Raw genomic sequence first — 23,740 nt, 5'->3', positions numbered from 1 at the left:
GGTTATGCGCATTCGCCATCGGCTGTGTCGGTTTCGTAAGAATAAGCATGTGCGGCATCAACGTTTTCGCTCCCGTATTTTTCACCGGGATAGTGCAGTAACAAAAGAGATGAAAAAACCCTTCGTCGTTGTGCTTACTGGTGCTGGGATTTCTGCTGAGTCGGGTATCCGTACTTTTCGTGCGGACGATGGTTTATGGGAAGAACATCGGGTAGAAGATGTGGCGACGCCTGAAGGGTATCGGCGTGATCCTGAGCTTGTTCAACGCTTTTATAATGAACGTCGCCGTCAGTTGCAGCAGCCAGAAATAGCGCCAAATGCTGCGCATTTCGCTCTGGCTGATTTGGAAGCCGTGCTGGGTGATAACCTGGTATTGATTACTCAAAATATTGATAACTTGCATGAGAGAGCTGGCAGTAAGCGCGTTATTCATATGCATGGTGAATTGCTAAAGGTTCGCTGTACTCAATCTGGCCAAGTACTGGATTGGCAAGGTGATCTCAGTGCTGATGAACGTTGCCATTGTTGTCAATTTCCCTCGCCATTGCGGCCTCATATTGTTTGGTTTGGTGAAATGCCGATGGGCATGGATGACATTTATCAGGCGCTGGCTGAAGCTGATTTCTTTATTTCAATCGGTACTTCAGGCCATGTTTATCCTGCCGCGGGGTTTGTCCATGAATCTCATCTACATGGTGCCCATACAGTAGAGCTGAATCTTGAACCTAGTCAGGTAGAAAGCCAGTTTGATGAGAAGCACTATGGCCTCGCCAGTAAAGTGGTGCCGGAATATATTCGTGAGTTTCTGACCACATGCGGTGAGAATCGTCAGGGGGATTGATTCCCCTGTTGGATGCTTCAATTCATCAAGATAACTTACGGATATACCCAACTTGATTGATGTCGCCGGTCGTCAGCCATTCAACACGTCCCGGTGAATTGATTCACGTCAGTGATTCGGGGCATGAACGCCGCTAACAAGCCTGTAACTTCAGATGAAAAAGCGATAAATAAGCCATAAAACGCTCAGGGTTGATGAACTCATATTCCCGTGTATTTTGTCACTACCTCTTATTATTCTGGCTTAAGTTTATCTAAAGCTGACCTGACGCAATATTTGATCATGATCACTTCCCCATAATGTTATTCACTATTCTGAGGGTGGGAACCATGGATAAATTACTCGACCGATTTTTCAACTATGTTTCTTTTGATACACAAGCAAAAGCCAATGTAAAATCCGTGCCGAGCACTCAAGGGCAGCGCAAGCTTGCTCAGGCGTTGCAACAGGAATTATTGACGTTGGGCTTTTCCCAAGTCACCTTGAGCGATCATGGTTGCGTGATGGCAACATTACCGGCAAATGTCTCCTGGCCGGCCCCCACTATTGGCTTTATTGCCCATCTGGACACCTCACCAGATTTTTCAGGTAAAAATGTTAATCCACAGATAGTGGAGAACTACCGTGGTGGTGATATTGCGTTAGGTATTGGTGATGAGGTTTTATCGCCTGTTATGTTCCCGGTATTACATCAATTACTTGGACATACCTTGATCACGACTGATGGTAAAACCCTATTAGGGGCGGATGATAAAGCGGGTATTGCTGAAATCATTACCGCGATGGTGCGGTTAAAGCACCGTAATGTACCTCATGGAGATATTCGTATTGCCTTCACACCGGATGAAGAAGTTGGTAAGGGGGCACAGTTTTTTAATGTGGCAGAGTTCGATGCACAGTGGGCTTATACCGTTGATGGTGGCGGCATTGGTGAATTAGAGTTCGAAAATTTCAATGCAGCATCGGTGGCAATAAAGATCGTCGGCAATAATGTTCATCCAGGCAGTGCGAAGGGTGTCATGGTTAATGCGTTGTCGCTGGCAACCCGTTACCATCAAGAGTTGCCAGTAGATGAAACCCCTGAGTGTACTGAAGGTTACGACGGTTTCTATCATCTGCAAAGTATTAAAGGCACGGTTGAACGCGCGGAGATGCACTACATTGTTCGAGATTTCAATCGTGATAGCTTTGAAGCGCGGAAGAAGAATATGGTGGATGTCGCCAAGCGGGTTGGTAAAGGTTTACATCGTGATTGTTATATCGAAATTGTTATAGATGACAGCTATTACAATATGCGTGAGCAGATTATTAAGCACCCGCACATTATCGAATTAGCCCAACAGGCCATGCATGACTGTGATATTACCCCGATTATGAAGCCAATTCGTGGTGGTACCGATGGCGCACAACTCTCCTTTAAGGGGTTACCTTGCCCGAATATTTTTACTGGTGGTTATAACTACCATGGTAAACATGAGTTTATTACGTTGGAAGGGATGGAAAAAGCGGTTGCAGTAATCATGCGAATTTCTGAGCTGACCGTCAAGCGGGCTAAAGAGTCATAAGCTGAACGACAGAGAGAAACGCCCCGAAAAAGGGGGGGGGTGAGTTTATTGACAAAGTGCCTGCGGCGGAGAGAACAGGCAGATCGTAAAGACGCGGTAAACCTTTCTCTGGGGACTCGAGCCGCGCCAGGAATGGCGCGGACGCTTTACTCTTTTACCTATCCTCACCGTTTCAGATCGAGTCATTGGGGGGGACAGCAGCAATAAACAGTTACTGCTATAAACACGTACTGCCATAACCAGTTGATCAGTCGTTAAAATACCAATAACCGCTATTGATCAGTGCTGAAAGCATTGCCAGGAAAGAAGGGTCTTCAAGCGCATCACCTAACATCTCTGCATTCACGCTGAAGTGCTGGCACAGTGCATTGGTGGCCTGTAAGTGTGGCGTATCAATCAACTCACCATTCGCAAAGCAACGGTCACCAACCCGCAGAACCCGTAAGCCACTAAGGCGTTGTAATGTATCGCCTTGCTTCAATAGTTCATAGATATCACCGGTCTGATAAGGAGGCTCCGGCGGTGCAATATCCAACTCATGGCGAGATTGGGAAATAAACTCACCAAACCAGTTTTGGAAATGTTCAGGTTGCTGGACCAGATCCAACATCATTGTGCGCAGTTTATCAACTTCGGATGGTAATACTTCGGCTGGGTGCTCGCGTAGTTGTAAATCTGGATCGCTATAGCGATAGCTCCCGAGCTCCCGAGCTAATACATAATCAGCAAAACCACTGACCAGTTCTCGACCACTTGGTGCACGGAAACCAACGGAGTAATTCAGCGCGTTTTCAAGGGAATAGCCTTCATGAGGGAAGCCCGGAGGAATATAAAGAATATCACCCGGCTCCATTTCTTCATCAATGATAGCGTCGAAAGGCCCCACTTGTAGCAAATCTGGGTGTGGGCAATGTTGTTTCATTTCGGTTTTTTCGCCCACCCGCCAGCGGCGACGGCCTGATCCCTGAATGATAAAAACATCATATTGATCAAAATGAGGCCCAACACCACCACCAGGCACTGAGAAGGAGATCATTAAATCATCCATACGCCAGTCAGAGAGTGTACGGAAAGGGCGCATTAGCGCCGCTGCGGGTTCATGCCAATGGTCTACCGCCTGAACTAACAATGACCAGTTGTTTTCACCTAAATGATCAAAACTTTCAAATGGCCCGTGGCTAACATTCCAACGCCCATCCTCATGGCTTACCAGGCGGCTATCGACTTCATTTTCCATGGCTAACCCGGCAAGTTCATCTGGTGAGAGTGGGTCAATAAAATTTTTGAAGCCACGTTTGAGGATAACAGGGCGCTTTTGCCAATAGCGTTGTAGAAAGTCAGGCCAATCGAGATCGAGTTGGTAATCCATGTTTATTCCAGGATAAAGGTGAAATTACCTGAGATTATAACGGATACCCGCTATCAGTATCAGGGGCTGACTGGCAAATTTTATTAATCATCATGGTAATCGTGTTGCTGGCCAAACGTCACCATCATTCTGGCTCCACCTAAGGGGCTTTCTGTGATGGAGATTTTACCTTGATACTGTTCAATAATTTCAGCTGCAATAGATAAACCAAGCCCTTGCCCCGGACGTAAGGTATCAACGCGTTGGCCGCGTTGGAAAATTAACTGGCGCTTATTTTCAGGAATACCGGGGCCGTCATCATCGACCACGATGGTCAATTGTTTTTCGGAGTGTAAGGTGGTAACTTCAACAAACTCGAGGCAATATTTGCAGGCATTCTCTAAAACATTCCCCATAACTTCCATAAAATCATTCTTTTCTCCCAAGAATGTGACCTCTGGCGAGATATCCAGTGTCAGCGTAATCCCTTTGCGTTGATAAACTTTATTCAATGCGCTGCACAAACTATCGAGTAGTGCGGGAACCGAATGAATTTCACGTCCCAGAACATTATGTTCGGAACGCATACTCGCGCGGTGCAGGTAATAACCAATTTGCTGTGAGATACGACTGATCTGCTCCAGCATAATCGGCTCCACCTCTTCAATGGTCGTTTGTTTACCGGTACGCAAAGAACGTAGTGTGGTTTGCAGTACCGCCAGTGGTGTTTTGAGGCTGTGAGTGAGGTCAGCCAGAGTTGTACGATATTTGGTATAGCGTTGACGTTCGTTCATTAGCAAGATGTTGAGGTTACGGACTAAACTCTGTAACTCACTAGGTGGGTTTTCATCGAGTTGTTCACGTTCACCTTTTTCCAACTGACTGATTTGACTAACCAATGCTTTAATTGGCCTCAGGCTCCAATAGGCAGCAAGCCACAATAAGGGAATAACTAATAATAAATTCGCTAGTAGGACATAACTGAACCAGTTCCACACCAAGTCAGTACGCTGTAGCTCTTGTGGAATGGTATCCACCACCACGATGGTGAGTTGAGGTAAACGAGAGGTTGCGGCGTAAGTATTGACGGAGACTGAGTGCGTAAGTGCACTATCATCAGTGTCATCGTATTTTTTTAACTGATCTTGAACTTTGGGGTCGTCACCCATCATCATTCTACTGATATGCGTCCCGGTATCTAGCTCATAAAATCCAGGTTTTTGCAGCCAGCTTTTCTCAATGTGCGACTCCAGTTCAGGGACATGACGCTGACGCCATAGAATATTGCCATCTTTGTCGTAAATCAGGACTAGGCTGGGGACGTTCAGTTCAAGTTCTGGCGGAACAGAGATACTGAGCTTATTGTTATGCCACTGTGCCAGACTGAAGAATAAATTACTTTCACCGCGATGGGCTCTGAAGGTGCTTTTATCAAAATTGACGATATAACCCACCACCGCGACCATGCCATAAGATAGCGACAGCGCTAAAATAACGCCGGCTGTCGCCATAAGAAAACGGGCTCGAAGGGAGAAGGGTTTATTATTTTTTCTGAGCATAGTGTCTAATTGACGTCAAAACGATATCCCTGACCACGAATAGTCGTAATGACTTCGCCCTGATGTTCAGCCAGCAGCTTTTTACGTAATCGACCCATTAATACATCGATAGTATGGCTCTCCCGCAATTCTGCATCTGGATAAAGTTGTAGCATCAACGTGTCCTTACTAACGACTTTCCCTGCGTTGCGGATAAGGGTTTCAATGATAGTGTATTCAAATGCCGTCAGTTTAATTTGTTGTTGGTTAACACACAACTCACGGCGTGAAAGGTCAATCTGGAAGGGGGGGAGTTCAATAATTTGGGATGCCAGGCCAATATTCCGCCGCATCAGTGCTTGCATCCGGGCAATGACCTCTTCCAGATGGAACGGTTTGGTCACATAATCGTCGGCACCGGCTTCCAATACCGCTACTTTATCTTGCCAGCTTTCCCGGGCGGTCAGTACCAGAATAGGTAAGTTTTCTTGATGGCTACGCCAGCGACGGATAATGCTCAACCCGTCTTCACCGGGTAAACCAAGATCGATAATAGCAATGTCGGGGGCATGCTCTTGTAAGAAATAGTCTGCTTCTTTAGCATCTTCCGCTGCATCAACCTGATGGCCCATTTCACGCATTTGCACTGTCAGATGGTGACGCAACAACGCGTTATCTTCCACAACCAGAACCCGCATACACCAATCCTTGATAAGACGTTAACCGGATAACAAGATATTATCCGGTAAGTGAAAAGTTGACGCTCACTTGTAGGTGCTATACCGACTTGAGCACGATAATGCATGGTGCGCTATAAAAACTTAGACGCCGTCACAATGTAAACGTTGCAACAATTTAAACGTTGTAACAATTTAAGTGCTGTAGCCATTTAAACACTGTAGCCATTCAAGCGCTGTAACGATATTAGAAGTTATACCGTAGGCCGGCTTGCATCGCTTGGTCACTGACTCTCCAGTTGTGGTAGGTATAACCGACTTCAGCGGTCAGTTTTTGCGTCAGAGCATAATCTGCCATAATTCGCGCTTCATGAAATGCGCGTTTATCATAATTAGCCAGACGATAGGCGACGTTCACGCCAATATCTTGTGACAGTTTGGTTTTAACCCCAACTTCACCACTAGCACTGTTATAAGTATTGGTTTTTTTACCGTCTTTGCTGGCATCAAATACTAATGCATGGCGACTAGCACCCACTACGGTGTAGAAATCAATATCCGGGGTAAAAGCAAAATAATAGCCTAATCCAAGAACGGCATCTGCACTGCCACGGTTACCGTTGGCAAGGCTATTAAGTCTGCCATCAATGAAGAGCGAGTTGTCAAAGCTATAACTGCTGTTGAGATAAATCCCACCCATATTTTTATTTCCAATATGGCTATAATTTTGTCGGTCAAACTGTTGATCAAAGCGTGAGTTGCTATTAATTGAACCGAGCTGCAAACCACCAGCTACATAAGTGTAGTTATCTGCCATGGCGACACTACAGAAACCCATCAGGGCAAGGGATAATAGGGATTGTTTCAACATAACAGCTCCTTGATTGTAACGTCCTTTTGAAATCGTGAGCATTATCAATGACAGCCATTAAACAGCGGGTAAACAGTGGATGAACAGCGAAGGTGAGTGGGGGATGAGTTGGGAAAGGGTGAGAGGGAACACAGGTGGCGTTAGTTTTTACCAGACCAAACCACCTGTATTAGATAGAGAATATTATTTTAATTCATCAACCATGATGGTTGCGCGGCCAATGTAATTGGCTGGCGTCATGGCCTTCAACCGGGTTTTTTCTTCTTCTGGCAGATCCAGCCCATCGATAAATGCTTGCATCCCTGCGGCATCGACACGTTTGCCACGGGTCAATTCTTTCAGTTTTTCATACGGTTTTTCAATACCATAACGGCGCATTATCGTTTGAATAGGTTCAGCCAGAACTTCCCAGTTATGATCAAGTTCTTGCAACAGATGCGCTTCGTTAACTTCCAGTTTGCTGATGCCTTTCATGGTTGCCTGATAGGCAATCAGGGCATAACCCAGACCAACACCCAGATTACGTAGCACGGTCGAGTCGGTCAGGTCACGTTGCCAGCGAGAAACTGGTAGTTTACTGGCCATATGACCTAGAACGGCATTAGATAGACCCAGATTGCCTTCCGAGTTTTCGAAATCAATTGGATTAACTTTATGCGGCATGGTACTTGAACCGATTTCACCTGCGATGGTTTTTTGCTTGAAGTGATTCAGAGCAATATAGCCCCAGATATCACGGTCAAAATCGATCAGAATAGTATTGAAACGGGCTACACAGTCAAATAACTCAGCAATATAATCATGAGGCTCGATTTGCGTGGTGTATGGGTTCCAGTTGATTCCCAGCGATGTCACAAAACTTTCACTAAACTGATGCCAATCAACCTCAGGGTAGGCCACGATGTGGGCGTTATAGTTACCTACTGCACCGTTGATTTTACCCAGAATTTCCACTTGTGTTAGCTGGCGGAACTGACGCTCCATACGGTATGCCACGTTCGCCAACTCTTTACCGATGGTTGATGGTGTTGCGGGTTGGCCATGGGTACGGGACAGTAATGGTAAATCGCGATATTGGTGGGCCATTGCTTTAATTGAGTCAATAATCTGACGCCATGCGGGCAGCAGGACATCCTGGCGAGCAGTTTGCAGCATTAGTGCGTGGGACAGATTATTGATATCTTCTGAAGTACAAGCAAAATGAATGAACTCCGACACTGCATGTAACGCAGGGATACTTTCTACTTTTTCTTTCAGAAAATACTCTACAGCTTTCACATCATGATTGGTTGTGCGTTCGATGGTCTTGATGCGTTGTGCATCTTGTTCATTGAACTCTTGCACAATTTTATCAAGGTAAGCGTTTGCGTTGGCATCAAAAGCAGGAACCTCTTTAATTTCTGCGCAGGCTGCCAGTTTTTGCAGCCAACGCACTTCGACCTGCACACGGAATTTTAGCAAACCGAATTCGCTAAAGATTGGGCGCAGTGCGCTGACTTTGTCGCCGTAACGTCCATCAATTGGTGAAACGGCGGTCAGTGAGGATAATTCCATTGGTGGCAACTCCTGAGGTCAGATTTTAACGTTCATATTTCAATTATGTATGAGCAAGGATGCTCTGCGCCTGTTTAAACAGACGGTTACGTGAAAACATTAACTGCAAACGGCTTCCACCCACTTGTTGCCAAAGCACCGCTGAGCGGATCCCCGCCAGTAGGGTGGCCCGGACTTTGGCCTGCACCAAGGGGCTTTGTAAAATAGCCGGTGAGCCGGTGACTTGAATCCGTGGGCCCAGTGGGCTGACAACATCGACATAAATGGATGCAAGCGAACTCATCATCGTTTCGGATTCGAGATCAAAATGTGCCAGTTGGCGATCAAGTTGGCTGATGCGCTCACCTAACGTATTCATCGCTGATTTATTGGCGCTGAGCTTACGCTCTAGCACCATCAAACTTAGGGTATAGCGGGTTAGCTCCGCCGCCGCGCCCTGACGATTGGCGTTTAATACGCTTTGCAAGGTCTCCAGCCCCATTTTAAGGACCTGTTCTGTATCGCCATAAACAGCAAGTGTTGACGAGGGATTGGTCTGTAGCAGCCCTCTAAGTACTGTATTCAGTGCGTCATTATCGCACTGCCCATCATGGGCCAATTGTTGGACCAAACGGGCAGACTGACAGATCCCCGCCAGTGCTAGTGTAATGTCATAATAATTCTTCGCCACGATCACTCCTGTAAACGTTCTGATTTGTTACTGGCTGCCATTTATCACTGGATTATTTTATGCCGGATTCGTCAGTGGGCAACTATCACTGGATTATTTTATGCCGGATTCGTCAGTGGGCAACGCTGTTCAATAATACCGCCCCCCAGGCAGATTTCACCTTGGTAGAAGACAGCAGATTGGCCGGGCGTGACGGCAGCCACCGGATCATCAAACCGGACGTCAACCCGCTCGTCATCCAGTGGTGTTACGGTACAGGGAATATCCTGCTGACGGTAACGTGTTTTTACGACACAGCGGAAAGGGGCGGTCACGGGTTGGCGATCGACCCAATGTAGCTGTTGAGCAATCAGGCCAACAGACATTAACCGTGGGTGTTCGTGCCCCTGAGCAACCAGTAATGTGTTGCTGTCTAGGTCTTTATCCACGACGTACCATGGGTCATCACCCCCCTCTTTGGTACCACCGATACCTAAACCTTTGCGTTGCCCGAGGGTGTGATACATCAACCCTTGGTGTTTGCCCACCCGTTGGCCGTCAACCGTCATAATCGGACCTGGCTGTGCAGGTAGATAGCGGCCAAGGAAATCACGGAATTTGCGCTCTCCGATAAAGCAGATGCCCGTAGAGTCTTTTTTCTTTGCGGTGACTAAATCTAGCTGTTCTGCTATGCGACGAACTTCAGGCTTTTCTAACTCACCGACAGGGAACAAACTTTGAGCAATTTGTTCGTGACTTAATGTATACAGGAAGTAGCTTTGGTCTTTATTTCCATCAAGGCCGCGCAGTAGACGGCTTTTACCATCAACATCCTGGCGACGGACGTAGTGACCTGTGGCGATATAATCTGCGCCCAAATCTTCAGCTGCAAATTCAAGAAATGCTTTAAATTTTATCTCTTTATTACACAGAATATCGGGATTAGGCGTCCGCCCGGCTTTATATTCTGCCAGGAACAATTCGAAAACGTTATCCCAGTATTCTGCTGCAAAATTAACGGTGTGCAACTCCATACCCAGTTTGTCACATACTGCTTGCGCATCGGCCAGATCGGTCGCTGCAGAGCAATATTCTTCGTCATCATCCTCTTCCCAATTCTTCATGAACAGGCCAGCAACTTGATAGCCCTGTTGCTGGAGCAGGTAAGCGGAAACGGAAGAGTCGACACCGCCGGACATGCCGACGATGACTTTTTTCTGGCTATTATCTGACATAGGAGTCTCACTCACGTAAACACCTGGATGATTTGTCTGCAGTTTGACGGATGGTATCATCCGAGTAAGCCTTTGACTTGAATCAGGCATTATAAAAACAAGCGCCGGATTTTATCACGTTGCCCGCAACGGTGCATTGCCGATTCACTATCCGGATTAAATTACCTGAATAAATCCGGCTGATGGTCAAAGCGGCCAGTTAAAGGTCCCTATAAGATCAAGCGAATAGCGCTCTGGCTGTAGGTAACAACGGATACTCTCTGCAACCAACGGTGAGCGTAAACGTGTCGATTGCAGTATTTCATCGGCACTTAGCCACAGACAACGATCAATATCGCTGTCATGGGGCTGTGTTGGCAGTTGGGCGGGTAATTCAATGACAAAAGCGAAACGTAAAAAGGGGGTGTTGTCCGGTGCCAGCCATTGGTGCATCCGTAAAAAATGTTGTGGTGTCGCAAGAATCCCCGTTTCTTCCCATAACTCGCGTTCTGCTGCCTGAATCAGGGTTTCATCGGCTTCCAGATGACCGGCCGGCTGGTTCCAGCGTTTTTTATTGTTGATGGTCTCTTCGACGATCAGAAATTTCCCCTGAGAGTGAACGACACAAGCGACAGTAACATGCGGTTTAAACATCAGTTATCTCCTTCCATTCGCCGGGCTGTAAGTTGCCAAGGCTTAAATTTCCCATACTAAAACGAATCAGGCGCAGGGTAGGGAAGCCAACATGTGCGGTCATTCTGCGTACTTGCCGGTTACGGCCTTCATAAAGTGTTATTTTCAACCAACTGGTCGGGATGGTTTTACGCTCCCTGATAGGGGGATGACGCGGCCATAGCCAATCAGGTTCTGCCACTAACTCCGCGCCTGCGGGTAACGTCAGGCCATCTTTCAACGTTACGCCTCGTTTTAGCTGTGTGAGCGCATCGTTGTCAGGGACCCCTTCCACTTGTACAAAATAGACTTTACCTGTTTTTTGCGCTGGTTGCGTGAGCCTGGCTTGTAATTTGCCATCATTGGTTAATACCAATAAGCCCTCGCTATCGCGATCTAACCGGCCAGCAGCATAAACGTCCTTAAAAGGGATGAAACCCTGCAAAGTGGTGCGTCCAGACTCATCAGTAAATTGCGGTAATACATCAAAAGGTTTATTGAATAACAATACCCGCCGTGGCGCAACGATGGTTGATTGTCTGGCTTGTGCCTTAGTGCTGAATCGGTTAACTTTGTGATTTTTAACAGAGAATTTATTCATGATTATTGCGGTTTCGAATGATTAGCGCATTATACCCCAATCCGTTTCGGATTGGCGCGGAACGAATATTCGAGTAGTATTGACACGAATCTTACAAAGCATTAACAAAATTGCGCTGAAGGAGAGGTTGATGGAAAGCAAAGTAGTTGTTCCGGCAGAAGGTAAGAAAATTACTGTCGATGCTCAGGGTAAACTGGTTGTTCCGCATAATCCGATCATTCCATTTATTGAAGGTGACGGTATTGGTGTTGATGTAACCCCGGCAATGATCAACGTGGTAGATGCTGCGGTTAAGAAAGCTTATAACGGTGAACGTAAAATTTCCTGGATGGAAATTTACACTGGTGAGAAATCAACCCATGTCTATGGTAAAGATGTTTGGTTGCCAGAGGAAACCTTAGATCTGATCCGGGATTATCGCGTTGCTATCAAAGGCCCGTTGACCACTCCTGTCGGTGGCGGCATCCGTTCTTTGAACGTAGCTCTGCGTCAACAACTTGACCTGTATGTGTGTCTGCGCCCGGTGCGTTATTATGAAGGCACCCCAAGCCCGGTAAAACATCCTGAACTGACCAACATGGTGATTTTCCGTGAAAACGCTGAAGATATCTATGCGGGTATCGAATGGAAAGCAGGTTCACCAGAAGCAGAGAAAGTGATCAAATTCCTGCGTGAAGAGATGGGTGTGAAGAAAATCCGTTTCCCTGAACAATGTGGTATCGGTGTGAAACCGTGTTCAGAAGAAGGGACTAAGCGTTTGGTACGTGCAGCGATTGAATATGCAATTACCAACGATCGTGAATCAGTTACGCTGGTTCATAAAGGCAACATTATGAAATTTACCGAAGGCGCTTTTAAAGACTGGGGTTATCAGTTAGCGCGTGAGGAATTTGGTGGTGAACTGATCGACGGTGGCCCATGGGTTAAAATCAAAAACCCAAATAACGGCAAAGAAATTATCGTTAAAGATGTGATTGCCGATGCTTTCCTGCAACAGATTCTGCTACGTCCTGCGGAATATGATGTTATCGCTTGTATGAATCTGAACGGTGATTACATCTCTGATGCATTGGCGGCACAGGTTGGCGGTATTGGTATTGCTCCAGGGGCTAATATTGGTGATGACTGCGCACTGTTTGAAGCCACTCACGGTACTGCACCCAAATATGCCGGTCAGGATAAAGTGAACCCAGGTTCTATTATTCTATCAGCAGAAATGATGCTGCGTCACATGGGCTGGTTTGAAGCCGCTGACTTAATTGTTAAAGGTGTTGAAGGCGCAATTCAAGCCAAGACCGTGACTTATGATTTCGAACGTCTGATGAAAGGCGCTAAGTTGTTGAAGTGTAGTGAGTTTGGCGACGCCATTATTGAACACATGTAAGTTGTAATTCATAACATTTAGCCAACATAATTGTAATCATTATGTTGGCTTTTTGATCCGGATTGTTACTCTGCAAAACCCCTGCAAAACTCTTCTGCAAAACGGTACAAAAAACAAGCTATAAAGCTGTAACGATAGTCCACTCTTTACCTCGAGTATCAATATAGCGATCTGTCTGGTTTTGCGATTTGTGTCCCAGAATCTCTTTAGCATTCATATTCTGTGCCTTGTAAAGTCGAGCGGCCAAAGAGCGTATTTCGTGAAAGCTTGGTGGTGTTCCTTTGTCCCATTTCAAGCCAGATAAGTCTCGCATCTTTTTAAAGTTGTAACTCATGGTGTTTGGTTTTACCTGTGCTCCACGCCTTGAATGGGAAGAGTTATGGGTATAGTGGATTAGGAAGGGGCTTACGACATTATCGCGGCACATACCGATGACTTCTTCAAGAGTCATATTTATAGCGTTACATCTTAGGGACAGAGGAAATGCGACTTTTGCTCCCGTCTTTTTTTGCTCTACATGTAAAAAATCGTCCCAAATATCTGAAAATTTCATGTTGCAAATATCACTTTCACGTTGTCCTGTGATCAGCGCTAATAGCATTGCGTTTTTCATATAGCCGAAAGGGGGATTAATTACTGATAATATGGAATTGAATTCGTCAAGACTTAAGCGTTCTCTTGATATTCGGTTATATGGATTTTTAGTTGCTAAGGCGGGGTTATAACCCGGTGGAACTTCGCCTGCGTGTTGAGCCTCTCTGAATACATCAATTAGTGTTGTTCTCACAACTTGCGCCATTCTTGAATGTCCTCTCTTTTTGTACTCGTCTAAAATATTGGCAATATCTCTGGTATCCACATCATGAATAGATTTCATTCCTAATTTTTCGCGCATAGCTTTTATTGGGGAAATTTTTTGTTTCACTGTATTTTCAGTGATTTCTTTTGCTTCAAGGCGTTCATCCTGTATTTTTAAATATTGATCAAGCCATGTCGATACACAGATACTCCCCCCCAACGTTCGGATTACCTTGTCTTTAATAGCTAAAGTATTACGTAATTGCTGCTCTGCCAGACGTTTGTTTGCTTCGGTTGCAATTGTTTTTGCTTCTTCTGCGTTAGTACCCAATCCATGTGAGGTACCAGTGATTGGGTGTTTATAGCGCCAATATACTTTTTGAGTCCGAGCATCGGTGTAACAAGATAAGCCAGGAATATCGATATTATATTTTCGTGGGCGAGCCATCAGATAATATCCTCAATAATCGAGGGTCATCTTTAGGGGTAATTACAGGCTGTGCAATCACGCCTACAAATCTTGCACCTTTATCAACTCGCCAATAGCGGCCAGCTTTTTTGGGGGGCGGATAGATCATTTTATTTTTCGCGTAGGAAAGTAGCGTTATATAACTTGGGCATTCTTTTTCTCCGAACTCTTCTATAGCCCAATCTCTTAATAATTGTGTTCGTGCCATTGTAAATACCTCAACACGTTTGGTCAGAATATTAGTTTTATACTTTTTAAGTTTTAAAAAATTGTGTTTATATATAGTTTTATGGTGCCAATAAATACATAAGCAACAGCATCAGTAATGCCAACACACACGAATGCATCAGTACCCCCTATAAATGTTGGTACCCACCACATTGCGAGTAAGCAAGAATCAGCAGCAAGTTTCCAAACAGGTGAGCGGCAAATATCAATGACGCTCAATGTGGGGTACTTAAATTCTGCACCCGATTGCCGGCTATGGCTTTATCGCGATATGTCCAAGGGGGGATCTTCGTAGATAAGTTAGTATTTCATAGTGGGGTTATATAATGTTTTTGCATGATTTTACTGAGAATTATTACAATCCTCGGATTAGTCGCCAAACCCACCGCGACCAGAAGTATTGCTGGTGCGGATGTATGATTGCCTGTTGCTTTCAGGCAGTGATGCGAAATAGGCAGATAATGCTTTCCTGCGGGATGATTCCTTTTCCTGAGACATCCATTTAGGGAGGGGAGGATTCATTGATGCAATGGTATTGATTCTGCGTAGCATCCCCGCATAAACATATCCGTGTTTATATATTCTGGGGTGTGATTGGCCTTTTTGGGCGCAGTCAAAAGCTTTCAAAGCATCAAGGGCAATTTCCTTAAGGATTCGTTCTTTTTCGGTCATTGGCACTTTGCCTCTGTCGGGGGTCATGCCATTCTTTTCAATTCAGAAGCACGGAGCTTGTATACCTCGATGCATTTCTGTTGGTGTTCTGCTGATGATGCCATCGCATTCCACGCGGCTTTATAGATGGACTGCAATTCATCAACGTTTTGGCAGTCAGTTGCCTGAGCGGTAAAATCGGCCAGTATTTCGTCACAATTTCTCGGTGCTGGGTGGTGTGTTTCTGCGTCAGGGTCTGCTGCGGTTTCCTCTGTTGGGATACAAAATGCCTGAAACGCTGCGTACTTATAGGCTATCGACATAGCTTTGTTTGTTGCCTTGTCCCCGGTGTCCATTGCCTCGCCAAATGTTGTTACCGTGTGAGTGCTACCGTCTTCCGTTGCGACAAAATCAAACTCAGCTTTAACGACAACGTAAAAAAGCGATGCACCTTTTAGTGTTGTTCGTTCTGAAACCGTTCGCTCAACAATACGCGGAAGGATCACCAATCCATTGCGAACCAGTGCAGGGGATAGGGCGTTGTAAACAGCATCAATCCCCCTAAATTGAAATCCTTGCTGAGCATTCCGACTGTTCTTTGCGATACCGATTTCTGATAAATCCTTTGCTACGGCTGCAATTGCCTTGTAAACCGCTTTAGTTTGCATAATCCCCTCCCTAAAATGGTTGTTCACCCAAGAAATAGCGCTGGTTTAATCGCTCCAGCTTCGCCAGATTCAAACATGACTGTTTTGCTTTTCTGAGTCCCTTTCTGCGGTAATACAATGCATCCAGAATGTGTTCTTTTCGATTTCCAATGCTTTCTTTTTCTGTTTTACCAAGGCTCATGGTTCCAACCTCAGATTGATTAATTCAATAAATTGTTGCCAAAGGCTTTTTTTAGACCGTGGTGGTTCAAAACTGGCAGATGACAGACGATTGGATGGATGGTGCTGGATATAAAGTATTCCGTTTTTTGAGGCGGCACCCATAGAGGTGCCACCCCTGATTGAAATAATCATGGGTGACTCCTGTTGCTATAAATTAGTAAGCGATTTTTTTCAGATCGTCGGGATTAATGATAAGCAGGCCTTTTCGTTGGAGAACTTCAATAAATGTTTCCATAGGGCCGATGAAGTAATTATCTGGCAGATGCTGAGAGCTGATAAGTTTCTCTCCATAAAATCGGAGAAGGACTTTGCTATGTTTGGATTGTTCGGGGGATGTCGCTAGTTGGCGTAGTTTCTTTTCACACTCGATAAAATACCGGCGTATCTGATGACCTTTTTCGTTACGCTCAACCATCGCCAGTTCTTTAGCTGTGTCGAGGGTGAGGTGGTAGTCTTTACGGTTATGTCCGCCGCGACCTGGTGTTTGCTTTCCAATTTGGGAAAGCAAAATGTAGTCCTGATTTTCGGTAAACCCATACTCAGCTATTCGACTAGTGATCCATGCGGCAAATACCTTTCCTATGCCTAAAAAGGCATGCAGATCGCGCGCATCGCAGAGTAGGGTTGTTTCGTTTGAGATAGTACCGTTAAAAACGGGAATGAGTTGGTTAGTCATGGCGATAATTCTCTATGCTAGTAGAACTAATCACCACCGTCAGGTTCCAATCATCTGGTGGTGAGACGTACAGGGTTGGAACTACCGGGCACAGAAACCGGTGAGCCTTGCGGCTCCCCTGTACGCCCCACCATTGTTCAGATGTGCGGGTACATTACGACAATAAAAAAGATGCAAGCGCGTCTATGTCGCTCTGTGTCCATCGGGGTTCCAATCCCGACAACCGATTTTGCGGCTGCGTGGGAAATATAAACCCTGACACTTATCGTCGTCAACACCCAAAGCTCGTGCTAAAATCCAATAGTGTTCAATCCTACTCAGTGAGTCCACGTTATGCGTACCACTCAACAATTCAGTATCACATTGCCTAATGAAATGGCTGAAATGGTTCGTTCACGGGTTGCTTCCGGCGATTATGCATCGGAAAGCGAAGTTATTCGCGAAGGTCTGCGCGCCCTCCATGAGCGTGACAAGGCTGTTGAAGCATGGCTCAGTAATACGGCCGCTCCAGCTTTAGATGCTATTCGTAAAAATCCTACCGAGGGACGTTCGTTGGAGCAGGTTCGCGCCGCTATTCGCAACGGGAAGTAAATTTAATGGACTACAGAGTCACTTTTACGCCTGAAGCAGAGCAACAAATAGTAGACCTCCATCGCTATATCACACAGAACAATCTGACTGGATTGTTGCTGATGGTTTTATTGACGCTCTTCTGGAATGTTTAGAGGATTTTTCAACATTCCCAGAGCGCGGTAATAAACGTGATGATATTCGTCCGGGGTTACGAGTTACGCATTTTAGACATCGGACGGTTATCGCTTTTGCTGTGGATGGTGACTGTGTTCTGATCGCTGGTGTTTATTATGGTGGACAGCATTACGGGTAGATTTGTGAACCCATTAGCGTCAGAAAGCAAAAACCCCCGAACTGGTGAGGTACGAGGGTTTGTGGCGGTCATTTCTGACTCATTGCTAGCACAAGTCAAAGTGATTTCGATTTTCATTGTTGGGTTCTGTTTCTCATATTTACAACTCCTATATTGACGAATGAATTGAATAAAGCGCCTAATATAGACGCTTGATAAATTCACTTTAAAGAACTCATTAGCCAGTCGATCCCTCTTCGGGGCTGGGAAGTGATTACGTCGCTCACTCCGTGGCGTAATACTTGTTGATTTTTAGGTGTAGAAATCCCCTGCGCGAATTAATAAGAATTCACACATATTTAATTGGATAACTCACAGAGAAAGGATCAGGGGTTAATACTGTACAAATTTATTCCACTGTTAATTGATGGAAGCCTGAACCTTTCTTTTTGAGTGCTCGTCTTTCCGAGCTGTCTGTATGTGCATTAGTAAAATAAGTAACGCATATAAAAACCCAATCACATACTGCTAGTGTTATTACCGCCACCGCTAGCTGGGCGGTGAGGAATATTATGGCAATTAATCTCTAATCTCTTCGGCTTCCATCATCATGTTCCAGACTTTAACGGATAATTTTTCATAAGCTGTCTCAAAGGGAATCGTGTAGCACTCGATGAGATATTTGATTTGTTGTTGCTTGCTCATTAGCTTGTAACCTCATTCATTACCAGCAAATCATCCAGCTCTTCATACGCCGCTGGCGGCTACTTCGTGGGCGTCCTGCCTGTTTGCTGTTGCCCTTAACGCTGGGCTGCGGAACTTGAATCTGACAATGATGCGATTTCTGTATGTGGAATAAATTACAAGAAAAACTGGTTTTTGTAAAGTGTGTTTCTAGTAAAACTTTAAATCAAAAACAAGAAAAAGCCAGCTTTTGACGCTGGCACTTTTTATTACTTGGATATGTCCTTGATTATATTAGCCACATCACCTTTGAGTAGGTCTAACTCATGCAAAACGGATTTGGCGTGAACTATAAGTCGATTTTTTTCAGCTTCTGGCATTTGATTAAAGAGGGCCAAAAGCGCTTGCTCTTTGTCGTCTAGTGCGGAGTTGGTCATCAAGGTTTGCATTTCGTTATCAGTCAACTCCTCCCCAGGAGGCATGAAGAACCAGTGTGATGGTTTTCCTGTGAGGGCTGAAAGTCTTTTTAGACGTTCTCCGCGCGCAGTTGTTTCTCCCTTCGACCACTGCTGTGTGGCTTGAGGGCTTACCATTACTCTTCTGGCCAATTCGGAGAGATTCCACCCTGTTTCTTGTAAAACAGACTGGATCCGATAAGCGAAATTTTTATTTTCTTCTTTCATGATGAACATTATACAAGCTCTCCTTGTAGGTATCACTTCAAGTCTTTAACAAGATAATCTAGAAATTCGCCACATTTGCTTGTATATTTTCTCTTTAAGTAAAGGAGATACTATGAATAAACAACTTAAACGACGCATCTGCGGGTTAAAAAGCCAAACCGAAATCGCGAAGGAGCTAGGGACTAAACCCCAAGCTGTTAGCTTCTGGTTTAACAGCCAAGTACCTGCCAACAGAGTTATTTCATTGTGTGAAGTTCTTGATTGGGAAATTACCCCTCATGAGGTTCGTGGTGATATTTATCCTAACCCAACAGATGGCTTACCGACGAATAAACAAACTTTGATGGGGAGGGGAAATGCGTCCGTCTGATTTATTACTGGATTTTGGACGACCAGTAGCTTACTACCCCGGTCTTGTTAAATACATGGGGAGTCCTCATGCCGTTATTTTCTTCGGCCAAATTTTCTATTGGCAGGATAAAGCTCATTCTGAATTAGGTGTTCAGAAAACCCAGGAAGAGATTCAAGAGGAAACAGGGCTAACTGTTGAACAGCAAAAAACAGCGCGTAAGCAGCTTGTATCAAGAGGTATCTTAATCGAAACAAACAAACGACTTGAGCACAAAATGTACTACCGAGTTGATTGTGATCGGTTGAATGAGATCATTGATAACAAGTTATCAGATTCCCGAAACGGGGTTTCCCTGATTCGGGAAACGGTGAAACCCTTGCCCGCGAAGTCCGAAAACCCTTCTCCCCGAGCAAGGGAAACCCCAGTTCGCGGAGAGGTAAATCCCCGATTCGATCTTACAGAGATTACTACAAAGAATACTACAGAGATTACTACAGAGAATAAGATCTGTTGCGTGCCGACTCAGCCGCCCGCTACCCGAAAAACAACATCGAAATCAAAACCGGAGGAAACACCGCTGAGGGAAGCCTGTCGAAAAACGTGGGAGGCCTACAAAAACGGGTATTGGGAGCGGTATGGGGTAGACCCTGTACGAAATGCCAAAGTGAGCAGTCAGATCAAGCAATTCGTGGAACGAGTCGGGATGGAGGCTGCGCCACATGTCGCTAAATTTTACCTCTCGGTGAACAACACGTTTTACGTTCAAAAGCTTCACCCTGTCGGATGTTTGCTGGCCGATGCTGAATCACTGCACACGCAATGGGCTACTGGCAGAACGATGACGGCAGCCAGAGCGAAACAAATCGACAGTACCCAAACTAACCTGAACGCGGCTGATGAGACTATTCGAATGCTTCGGGCACGTCGCGCCGCCAATGGGGGTCAGAATGCTGAGTGATTTCGAACAGGAAGAGTTATCAAGCCGTTTGCATGTCACAGCAGAAGCGCTTGGGCATGAAATCAAGTCATCGTTGGTGATGCTGATGGTCGATGACCTCGGTGATTATCCCTACGACGAGATTTGTAAGGCATTGGTTCGTGTTCGCAAAGAACATGCGGGAAAGCTGACACTTAAGGCAATTATTGACCGGATGCAGAAACCGGATACAAGGCCTGCTGCAAACGAAGCATGGGCACTGTCACTTCCTGCTCAGGATGAGTCAAACACGGTGGTGTGGACTGATGAAATGTCGCAAGCATGGGCCGTTGCTTTGCCTGTACTTGAATCCGGTGACAAAGTGGGGGCACGTATGGCCTTTATCCAGACTTACGAGCGATTGGTCGCAGTTGCTGAAGCAGAAAATAAATCACCATGTTGGCGAGTTTCGCAGGGGTGGGATACGGAAAAACGAGTTCAAGCGATCACCACTGCTCAAAATGCCGGATTGTTGCCAGCACCGATAGCCAATAAATATCTGCCCTTTCCAAATGTGAATAATGTTCAACCATCAAAAAATGGGCAGACGAGGGTGCACTCCTACGTTTCGGCGTTATTGGCTGATATACAGCAGTCGAGAGAGCAGCGTATTCGAGAGCACCAAAAACGTTTAGCGCGAGAGCAATCCAAGCGTCAGGAACGGCTAAAATTATTTGAACAGCAGCGTAAAACTCTAGAGACCTGCTTTAACAGTGAGCGGTAATAAAAGCTATTGCTTATAGTTGGTTACATTTTAACAGTGAAAAAAAGATCTTGAAAAATCTCACTGCAATACTGTATAAAAACACAGTTAATTGTCGGGTGAGGTGAAGCGATGAAAATCGAAGTCTCAATTGATCGCACTAAAAAACTGCCTAAGGGAGCAGAACAAGCGTTACAAACAGAACTTATAAAGCGGTTGTCTGTGCAGTTTCCGGAATGTTCTGTTTCAGTTCGCCGCGCGGCATCTGATGGGGCATCCATACTTCGGGTAACGGATACAGAAAGAGAGGGGATTGTAACCATCCTGCAAGAAACGTGGGAAAGTGCGGACAAATGGTTTTATGAGCAGTGAGGTTATGGTTAATGGATATATTAGAGCTGCCAAAGGTTGGCTATGCCATAGTTCGCTGCAAAGACGGTAATATTGTTGGTAGATTTGATTGCAATAATGACGAGAGAGTTTTAATCACCGCTCAAAAGAAATGCTTATTAATTAGAAAATTGTCTTTTAATGACAGGGTGGTTTCTACAGATACTCTCAGAGAGTTACTTAAGGAAATGCTTGATTGACAGGAATTGGTATTTTTTTAAAATAAGCGTTGTCCCGGCCTGAACAACTGGGTAACTGACATTGATGCGCTATATCGGAGACGTTATGGCGCAGTTATTAAAGTTAGAAAAATCCGCACCAACAATCTTGATCCCGGCGACAGTCGAGGACAGCGATTTTCTGCAACGTATTAAAATCGGTGAGTGGATACAGGCTGAATTCAGGCGTGTCCGCAATTACCAATTCCACAAACGGTTTTTCAAACTCTTGCAGTTTGGCTTTGACTACTGGACACCCGCCGGTGGTGTGCTTACCCCCCAAGAACGCCAGCTTGTTGATGGTTTTGTAAATTACCTCATCAGAGTATCCGGCCAACAATACAGTGAAACGCTTACCGCTGTTGCTGATGAATATCTGTTTGAGGTCGGCCAACTCCGCACAAAAGACATTGCCTTACTCAAGTCATTCGAACCATATCGAGGCTGGGCAATCGTTGAAGCGGGATATTACGATGAAGTGATATTACCCAACGGGTTACACCAACGTATTCCCAAGTCCATTAGCTTTGCCAACATGGACGAAGATACTTTCCAGTCGCTTTATAAAGCCGTTTTTAATGTGCTTTGGAACTCCATTCTCCATCGCAGTTTTCGGGCTCAACAGGAAGCGGAAGGCGTGGCATTACGGTTGTTGGAGTTTGCATGAAGAAGGTAAATCTCCGTAAAGAGGCCAGAGGCAGAGAATACCAAATACGGATTTTTGGCGTTTGTAATCATAACCCTGAGACAACGGTGCTGGCTCATTACCGTTTGGCCGGAACCTGTGGGATCGCCATAAAACCAGACGATGTCCAAGGTGCATGGTCCTGTAGTGCATGCCACGATGCTTGTGATGGCAGAGTAAAAACAGAATATTCCAGTGATGAGCTTCGCTTGTTCCACGCAGAAGGAGTGATGCGTACTCAGCAGATTTTGCGCAAGGAGGGGAAGTTGTAATGCCTGCGAAGAAGATCTTACTGGAGAAGCAGAATAAACCAGGGCGAGATATTCAGCATATTTTGGAACTATGGGGGGCATGGGCTGCAAATAAAGGAGGGAGTGTTTACTATTCGCCTATTGCCGCTGGATTTAAAGGGTTATTGCCTTGTACACGTAAATCACGTGCTTCATGTAGTGACGATGATGGATTGATCATCAGTTCTGCGATGAATGTTTTGAAAAAGAAAAATCCCTACCTTTGTACTTTGCTTGAATTGTATTACATCAAGTGCATGCCGTTACGTGCGATGGCTGGGAAATTAGGAATTTCCCACAATCAAGTCTCAGTACGCTTACAAACAGCAGAAGGGTTTATTGATGGGTGTTTGGCTGCATTAGGGGTAGCACTAGAAATGGATCTCTGTGTACAGCATGAGCCCGTAGTGATGCAATTAACGGGGACAAGAGAATAGATATGTATGGAATTGAGCTGATAGTTTGGCTTGCCTCTATAGGAGTGTTGGCTCTCTTGATTTGGTTGGTCTTAGATCGTCTTAGGTACTGAGGTTTACGTTTCTTAAGTTATGCAACAGTATGAAAGATGTTACATAAAGTAGTAGATATGGCAGTAATGCGAGTACGTTTGGCGGGTTCTGATAATTGTCACCATATTGATGGACTGAGACATTTATAGAGTAAACGAGATTGCCCTATCCTTGACGAATAGTCACCATAAAGTGATACCACCATCAGGTTGTCATAGTGTCAAAATCTGGTACCATAATAGTTATGAATAAACGACACCAAAAAACGTTGTCAGATGTATATGCTCAACCAGTAAGTGGTCTGATATTGAAGCGCTTTTTATTGGATTAGGGGCAGAAATACACGAACGGGAAGGCTCAAGGATTGCGGTGCTGTTAAAAGGTGAAAAACGTATTTTTCACCGACCCCACCCCAGACCTACCACTGATAAGGGAGCGGTTAACTCCATCAGGTTATGGCTTGACAGTTTAGGAATAAAACCATGAACAACACAATGAAAATTGACGGCCACACTGCCATCATCAACTTTGATCCAGAAATTGAAATGTTTCGGGGTGAGTTTATCGGCTTGAATGGTGGTGCTGACTTCTATGCTTATAGTGTGGAAGAGCTGAAAAAAGAGGGTTCACTCTCTCTATCGGTCTTTTTAGATGAGTGTAAAAAAGACGGTATCGAGCCGTATAAATATTATAGCGGAAAGAAGATATCCGGCTTTGGCCCTGAAAATTTTCTTGTTTGATTTTTCAATTGAAAAAAAT

At 45.2% G+C, this 23,740-nt stretch carries 33 protein-coding genes and 1 pseudogene; 15 read left to right on the top strand and 19 right to left on the bottom strand.

Going from position 1 to position 23,740, the window contains the following annotated elements; genetic code table 11:
* Positions 1-4 precede the first annotated feature (4 nt).
* Together cobB and pepT are read left to right on the top strand one after the other, a co-directional pair.
* A complete protein-coding gene (gene cobB, locus AC971_RS03520) occupies positions 5-841 on the top strand; it encodes a Sir2 family NAD+-dependent deacetylase (RefSeq protein WP_025384188.1) in 837 nt (278 codons plus the stop codon).
* Positions 842-1,170: 329 nt separating this feature from the next.
* On the top strand, positions 1,171-2,406 hold the full coding sequence (gene pepT, locus AC971_RS03515) for a peptidase T (protein ID WP_025384187.1): 1,236 nt from the start codon (positions 1,171-1,173) through the stop codon (positions 2,404-2,406).
* A gap of 247 nt (positions 2,407-2,653) precedes the next feature.
* Here the strand turns inward: pepT and AC971_RS03510 are convergent, their stop codons facing one another.
* The 9 genes from AC971_RS03510 to rluE all read right to left on the bottom strand — a co-directional run bounded on the left by AC971_RS03510 (position 2,654) and on the right by rluE (position 11,530).
* Positions 2,654-3,775 carry a ribosomal protein uL16 3-hydroxylase gene (locus tag AC971_RS03510; RefSeq protein ID WP_025384186.1) on the bottom strand — a complete coding sequence of 374 codons (1,122 nt, stop codon included), beginning with the start codon at positions 3,773-3,775 and terminating at the stop codon, positions 2,654-2,656.
* An 83-nt stretch (positions 3,776-3,858) separates the two neighbouring features.
* Positions 3,859-5,313 carry a two-component system sensor histidine kinase PhoQ gene (gene phoQ, locus AC971_RS03505; RefSeq protein ID WP_025384185.1) on the bottom strand — a complete coding sequence of 485 codons (1,455 nt, stop codon included), beginning with the start codon at positions 5,311-5,313 and terminating at the stop codon, positions 3,859-3,861.
* A gap of 5 nt (positions 5,314-5,318) precedes the next feature.
* The gene (phoP, locus tag AC971_RS03500) at positions 5,319-5,990 is read right to left on the bottom strand and encodes a two-component system response regulator PhoP (protein ID WP_025384184.1); all 672 of its coding nucleotides are present in this window, start codon (positions 5,988-5,990) and stop codon (positions 5,319-5,321) included.
* A gap of 226 nt (positions 5,991-6,216) precedes the next feature.
* Positions 6,217-6,840 (bottom strand): YPO1635 family putative outer membrane beta-barrel protein, encoded by a 624-nt coding sequence (locus AC971_RS03495; RefSeq protein ID WP_025384183.1) that lies wholly within the window; start codon positions 6,838-6,840, stop codon positions 6,217-6,219.
* Positions 6,841-7,023: 183 nt separating this feature from the next.
* Entirely contained in the window at positions 7,024-8,394 is a 1,371-nt protein-coding gene (purB, locus tag AC971_RS03490) for an adenylosuccinate lyase (protein WP_025384182.1), read from the bottom strand.
* A 43-nt stretch (positions 8,395-8,437) separates the two neighbouring features.
* Positions 8,438-9,064: a high frequency lysogenization protein HflD gene (gene hflD, locus AC971_RS03485; RefSeq protein WP_025384181.1), complete on the bottom strand. Its 627-nt coding sequence runs from the start codon at positions 9,062-9,064 to the stop codon at positions 8,438-8,440.
* Positions 9,065-9,162: 98 nt separating this feature from the next.
* On the bottom strand, positions 9,163-10,278 hold the full coding sequence (gene mnmA, locus AC971_RS03480) for a tRNA 2-thiouridine(34) synthase MnmA (protein ID WP_025384180.1): 1,116 nt from the start codon (positions 10,276-10,278) through the stop codon (positions 9,163-9,165).
* Positions 10,279-10,464: 186 nt separating this feature from the next.
* On the bottom strand, positions 10,465-10,911 hold the full coding sequence (locus AC971_RS03475) for an NUDIX hydrolase (RefSeq protein ID WP_025384179.1): 447 nt from the start codon (positions 10,909-10,911) through the stop codon (positions 10,465-10,467).
* Positions 10,904-11,530, bottom strand: a complete 627-nt coding sequence (rluE, locus tag AC971_RS03470) for a 23S rRNA pseudouridine(2457) synthase RluE (RefSeq protein ID WP_025384178.1) — start codon at positions 11,528-11,530, stop codon at positions 10,904-10,906. The genes AC971_RS03475 and rluE overlap by 8 nt, the downstream gene beginning before the upstream one ends.
* 130 nt (positions 11,531-11,660) lie before the next feature.
* On the opposite strand from rluE, the gene icd reads away from it, so the two are divergent.
* Entirely contained in the window at positions 11,661-12,914 is a 1,254-nt protein-coding gene (gene icd / locus AC971_RS03465) for an NADP-dependent isocitrate dehydrogenase (protein WP_025384177.1), read from the top strand.
* 118 nt (positions 12,915-13,032) lie between these two features.
* On the opposite strand, the gene AC971_RS03460 is transcribed toward icd, so the two are convergent.
* The 8 genes and pseudogenes from AC971_RS03460 to AC971_RS03440 all read right to left on the bottom strand — a co-directional run bounded on the left by AC971_RS03460 (position 13,033) and on the right by AC971_RS03440 (position 16,626).
* Complete coding sequence (locus AC971_RS03460; protein ID WP_025384176.1) at positions 13,033-14,163, bottom strand: phage integrase Arm DNA-binding domain-containing protein; 1,131 nt, start codon at positions 14,161-14,163, stop codon at positions 13,033-13,035.
* The gene (locus AC971_RS03455; protein ID WP_025384175.1) at positions 14,138-14,389 is read right to left on the bottom strand and encodes an excisionase; all 252 of its coding nucleotides are present in this window, start codon (positions 14,387-14,389) and stop codon (positions 14,138-14,140) included. Before AC971_RS03455 ends, AC971_RS03460 begins: the two co-directional genes overlap by 26 nt.
* Before the next feature lie 155 nt (positions 14,390-14,544).
* Positions 14,545-14,696, bottom strand: a pseudogene (locus AC971_RS25890) (MT-A70 family methyltransferase); the annotation flags it as partial.
* Between the two features lie 82 nt (positions 14,697-14,778).
* The gene (locus AC971_RS03450) at positions 14,779-15,081 is read right to left on the bottom strand and encodes a hypothetical protein (RefSeq protein WP_144236101.1); all 303 of its coding nucleotides are present in this window, start codon (positions 15,079-15,081) and stop codon (positions 14,779-14,781) included.
* A 23-nt stretch (positions 15,082-15,104) separates the two neighbouring features.
* Positions 15,105-15,728, bottom strand: coding sequence for an ERF family protein (locus AC971_RS03445; RefSeq protein ID WP_025384173.1), 624 nt, complete (start codon positions 15,726-15,728; stop codon positions 15,105-15,107).
* A gap of 10 nt (positions 15,729-15,738) precedes the next feature.
* Positions 15,739-15,909: a hypothetical protein gene (locus tag AC971_RS24620; protein WP_167330755.1), complete on the bottom strand. Its 171-nt coding sequence runs from the start codon at positions 15,907-15,909 to the stop codon at positions 15,739-15,741.
* Positions 15,906-16,082: a hypothetical protein gene (locus tag AC971_RS24160; protein ID WP_156170211.1), complete on the bottom strand. Its 177-nt coding sequence runs from the start codon at positions 16,080-16,082 to the stop codon at positions 15,906-15,908. Before AC971_RS24160 ends, AC971_RS24620 begins: the two co-directional genes overlap by 4 nt.
* A 22-nt stretch (positions 16,083-16,104) precedes the next feature.
* Positions 16,105-16,626, bottom strand: a complete 522-nt coding sequence (locus AC971_RS03440; protein WP_025384172.1) for an antA/AntB antirepressor family protein — start codon at positions 16,624-16,626, stop codon at positions 16,105-16,107.
* Between the two features lie 333 nt (positions 16,627-16,959).
* On the opposite strand from AC971_RS03440, the gene AC971_RS03435 reads away from it, so the two are divergent.
* On the top strand, positions 16,960-17,217 hold the full coding sequence (locus tag AC971_RS03435; protein WP_025384171.1) for a type II toxin-antitoxin system ParD family antitoxin: 258 nt from the start codon (positions 16,960-16,962) through the stop codon (positions 17,215-17,217).
* 91 nt (positions 17,218-17,308) lie between these two features.
* Positions 17,309-17,512: a type II toxin-antitoxin system RelE/ParE family toxin gene (locus AC971_RS25005; RefSeq protein WP_328286622.1), complete on the top strand. Its 204-nt coding sequence runs from the start codon at positions 17,309-17,311 to the stop codon at positions 17,510-17,512.
* 558 nt (positions 17,513-18,070) lie between these two features.
* On the opposite strand, the gene AC971_RS25475 is transcribed toward AC971_RS25005, so the two are convergent.
* Both AC971_RS25475 and AC971_RS03430 read right to left on the bottom strand, forming a co-directional pair.
* Positions 18,071-18,196 (bottom strand): hypothetical protein, encoded by a 126-nt coding sequence (locus AC971_RS25475; protein WP_261374250.1) that lies wholly within the window; start codon positions 18,194-18,196, stop codon positions 18,071-18,073.
* 248 nt (positions 18,197-18,444) lie between these two features.
* Positions 18,445-18,867 (bottom strand): helix-turn-helix domain-containing protein, encoded by a 423-nt coding sequence (locus tag AC971_RS03430; RefSeq protein ID WP_025384170.1) that lies wholly within the window; start codon positions 18,865-18,867, stop codon positions 18,445-18,447.
* Positions 18,868-18,970: 103 nt separating this feature from the next.
* On the opposite strand from AC971_RS03430, the gene AC971_RS03425 reads away from it, so the two are divergent.
* The 10 genes from AC971_RS03425 to AC971_RS23825 all read left to right on the top strand — a co-directional run bounded on the left by AC971_RS03425 (position 18,971) and on the right by AC971_RS23825 (position 23,721).
* Positions 18,971-19,228, top strand: coding sequence for a transcriptional regulator (locus AC971_RS03425; protein ID WP_025384169.1), 258 nt, complete (start codon positions 18,971-18,973; stop codon positions 19,226-19,228).
* A complete protein-coding gene (locus tag AC971_RS25000) occupies positions 19,215-20,168 on the top strand; it encodes a DNA-binding protein (RefSeq protein ID WP_231572990.1) in 954 nt (317 codons plus the stop codon). The genes AC971_RS03425 and AC971_RS25000 overlap by 14 nt, the downstream gene beginning before the upstream one ends.
* Positions 20,158-20,910, top strand: a complete 753-nt coding sequence (locus tag AC971_RS03415; RefSeq protein ID WP_025384168.1) for a hypothetical protein — start codon at positions 20,158-20,160, stop codon at positions 20,908-20,910. Before AC971_RS25000 ends, AC971_RS03415 begins: the two co-directional genes overlap by 11 nt.
* Positions 20,911-21,021: 111 nt before the next feature.
* On the top strand, positions 21,022-21,261 hold the full coding sequence (locus AC971_RS03410; RefSeq protein WP_025384167.1) for a DinI-like family protein: 240 nt from the start codon (positions 21,022-21,024) through the stop codon (positions 21,259-21,261).
* An 11-nt stretch (positions 21,262-21,272) separates the two neighbouring features.
* Positions 21,273-21,479, top strand: coding sequence for a hypothetical protein (locus AC971_RS03405; RefSeq protein WP_025384166.1), 207 nt, complete (start codon positions 21,273-21,275; stop codon positions 21,477-21,479).
* Positions 21,480-21,564: 85 nt separating this feature from the next.
* Entirely contained in the window at positions 21,565-22,164 is a 600-nt protein-coding gene (locus AC971_RS03400; RefSeq protein WP_025384165.1) for a DUF1367 family protein, read from the top strand.
* Entirely contained in the window at positions 22,161-22,454 is a 294-nt protein-coding gene (locus tag AC971_RS03395) for a DUF1364 domain-containing protein (RefSeq protein ID WP_025384164.1), read from the top strand. Before AC971_RS03400 ends, AC971_RS03395 begins: the two co-directional genes overlap by 4 nt.
* Complete coding sequence (locus AC971_RS03390) at positions 22,454-22,909, top strand: antiterminator Q family protein (RefSeq protein ID WP_025384163.1); 456 nt, start codon at positions 22,454-22,456, stop codon at positions 22,907-22,909. Before AC971_RS03395 ends, AC971_RS03390 begins: the two co-directional genes overlap by 1 nt.
* Positions 22,910-23,260: 351 nt before the next feature.
* The gene (locus AC971_RS24995) at positions 23,261-23,467 is read left to right on the top strand and encodes a type II toxin-antitoxin system HicA family toxin (RefSeq protein ID WP_328286621.1); all 207 of its coding nucleotides are present in this window, start codon (positions 23,261-23,263) and stop codon (positions 23,465-23,467) included.
* Positions 23,464-23,721, top strand: coding sequence for a type II toxin-antitoxin system HicB family antitoxin (locus AC971_RS23825; protein WP_025384162.1), 258 nt, complete (start codon positions 23,464-23,466; stop codon positions 23,719-23,721). Before AC971_RS24995 ends, AC971_RS23825 begins: the two co-directional genes overlap by 4 nt.
* Positions 23,722-23,740 lie beyond the last annotated feature (19 nt).

The organism is Yersinia similis, from assembly GCF_001053095.1.
In the GTDB taxonomy this organism is placed as follows: domain Bacteria; phylum Pseudomonadota; class Gammaproteobacteria; order Enterobacterales; family Enterobacteriaceae; genus Yersinia; species Yersinia similis.
The sequence above is the reverse complement of the archived record's forward strand: the minus strand, read 5'-3'. Positions and strand labels throughout refer to the sequence as shown.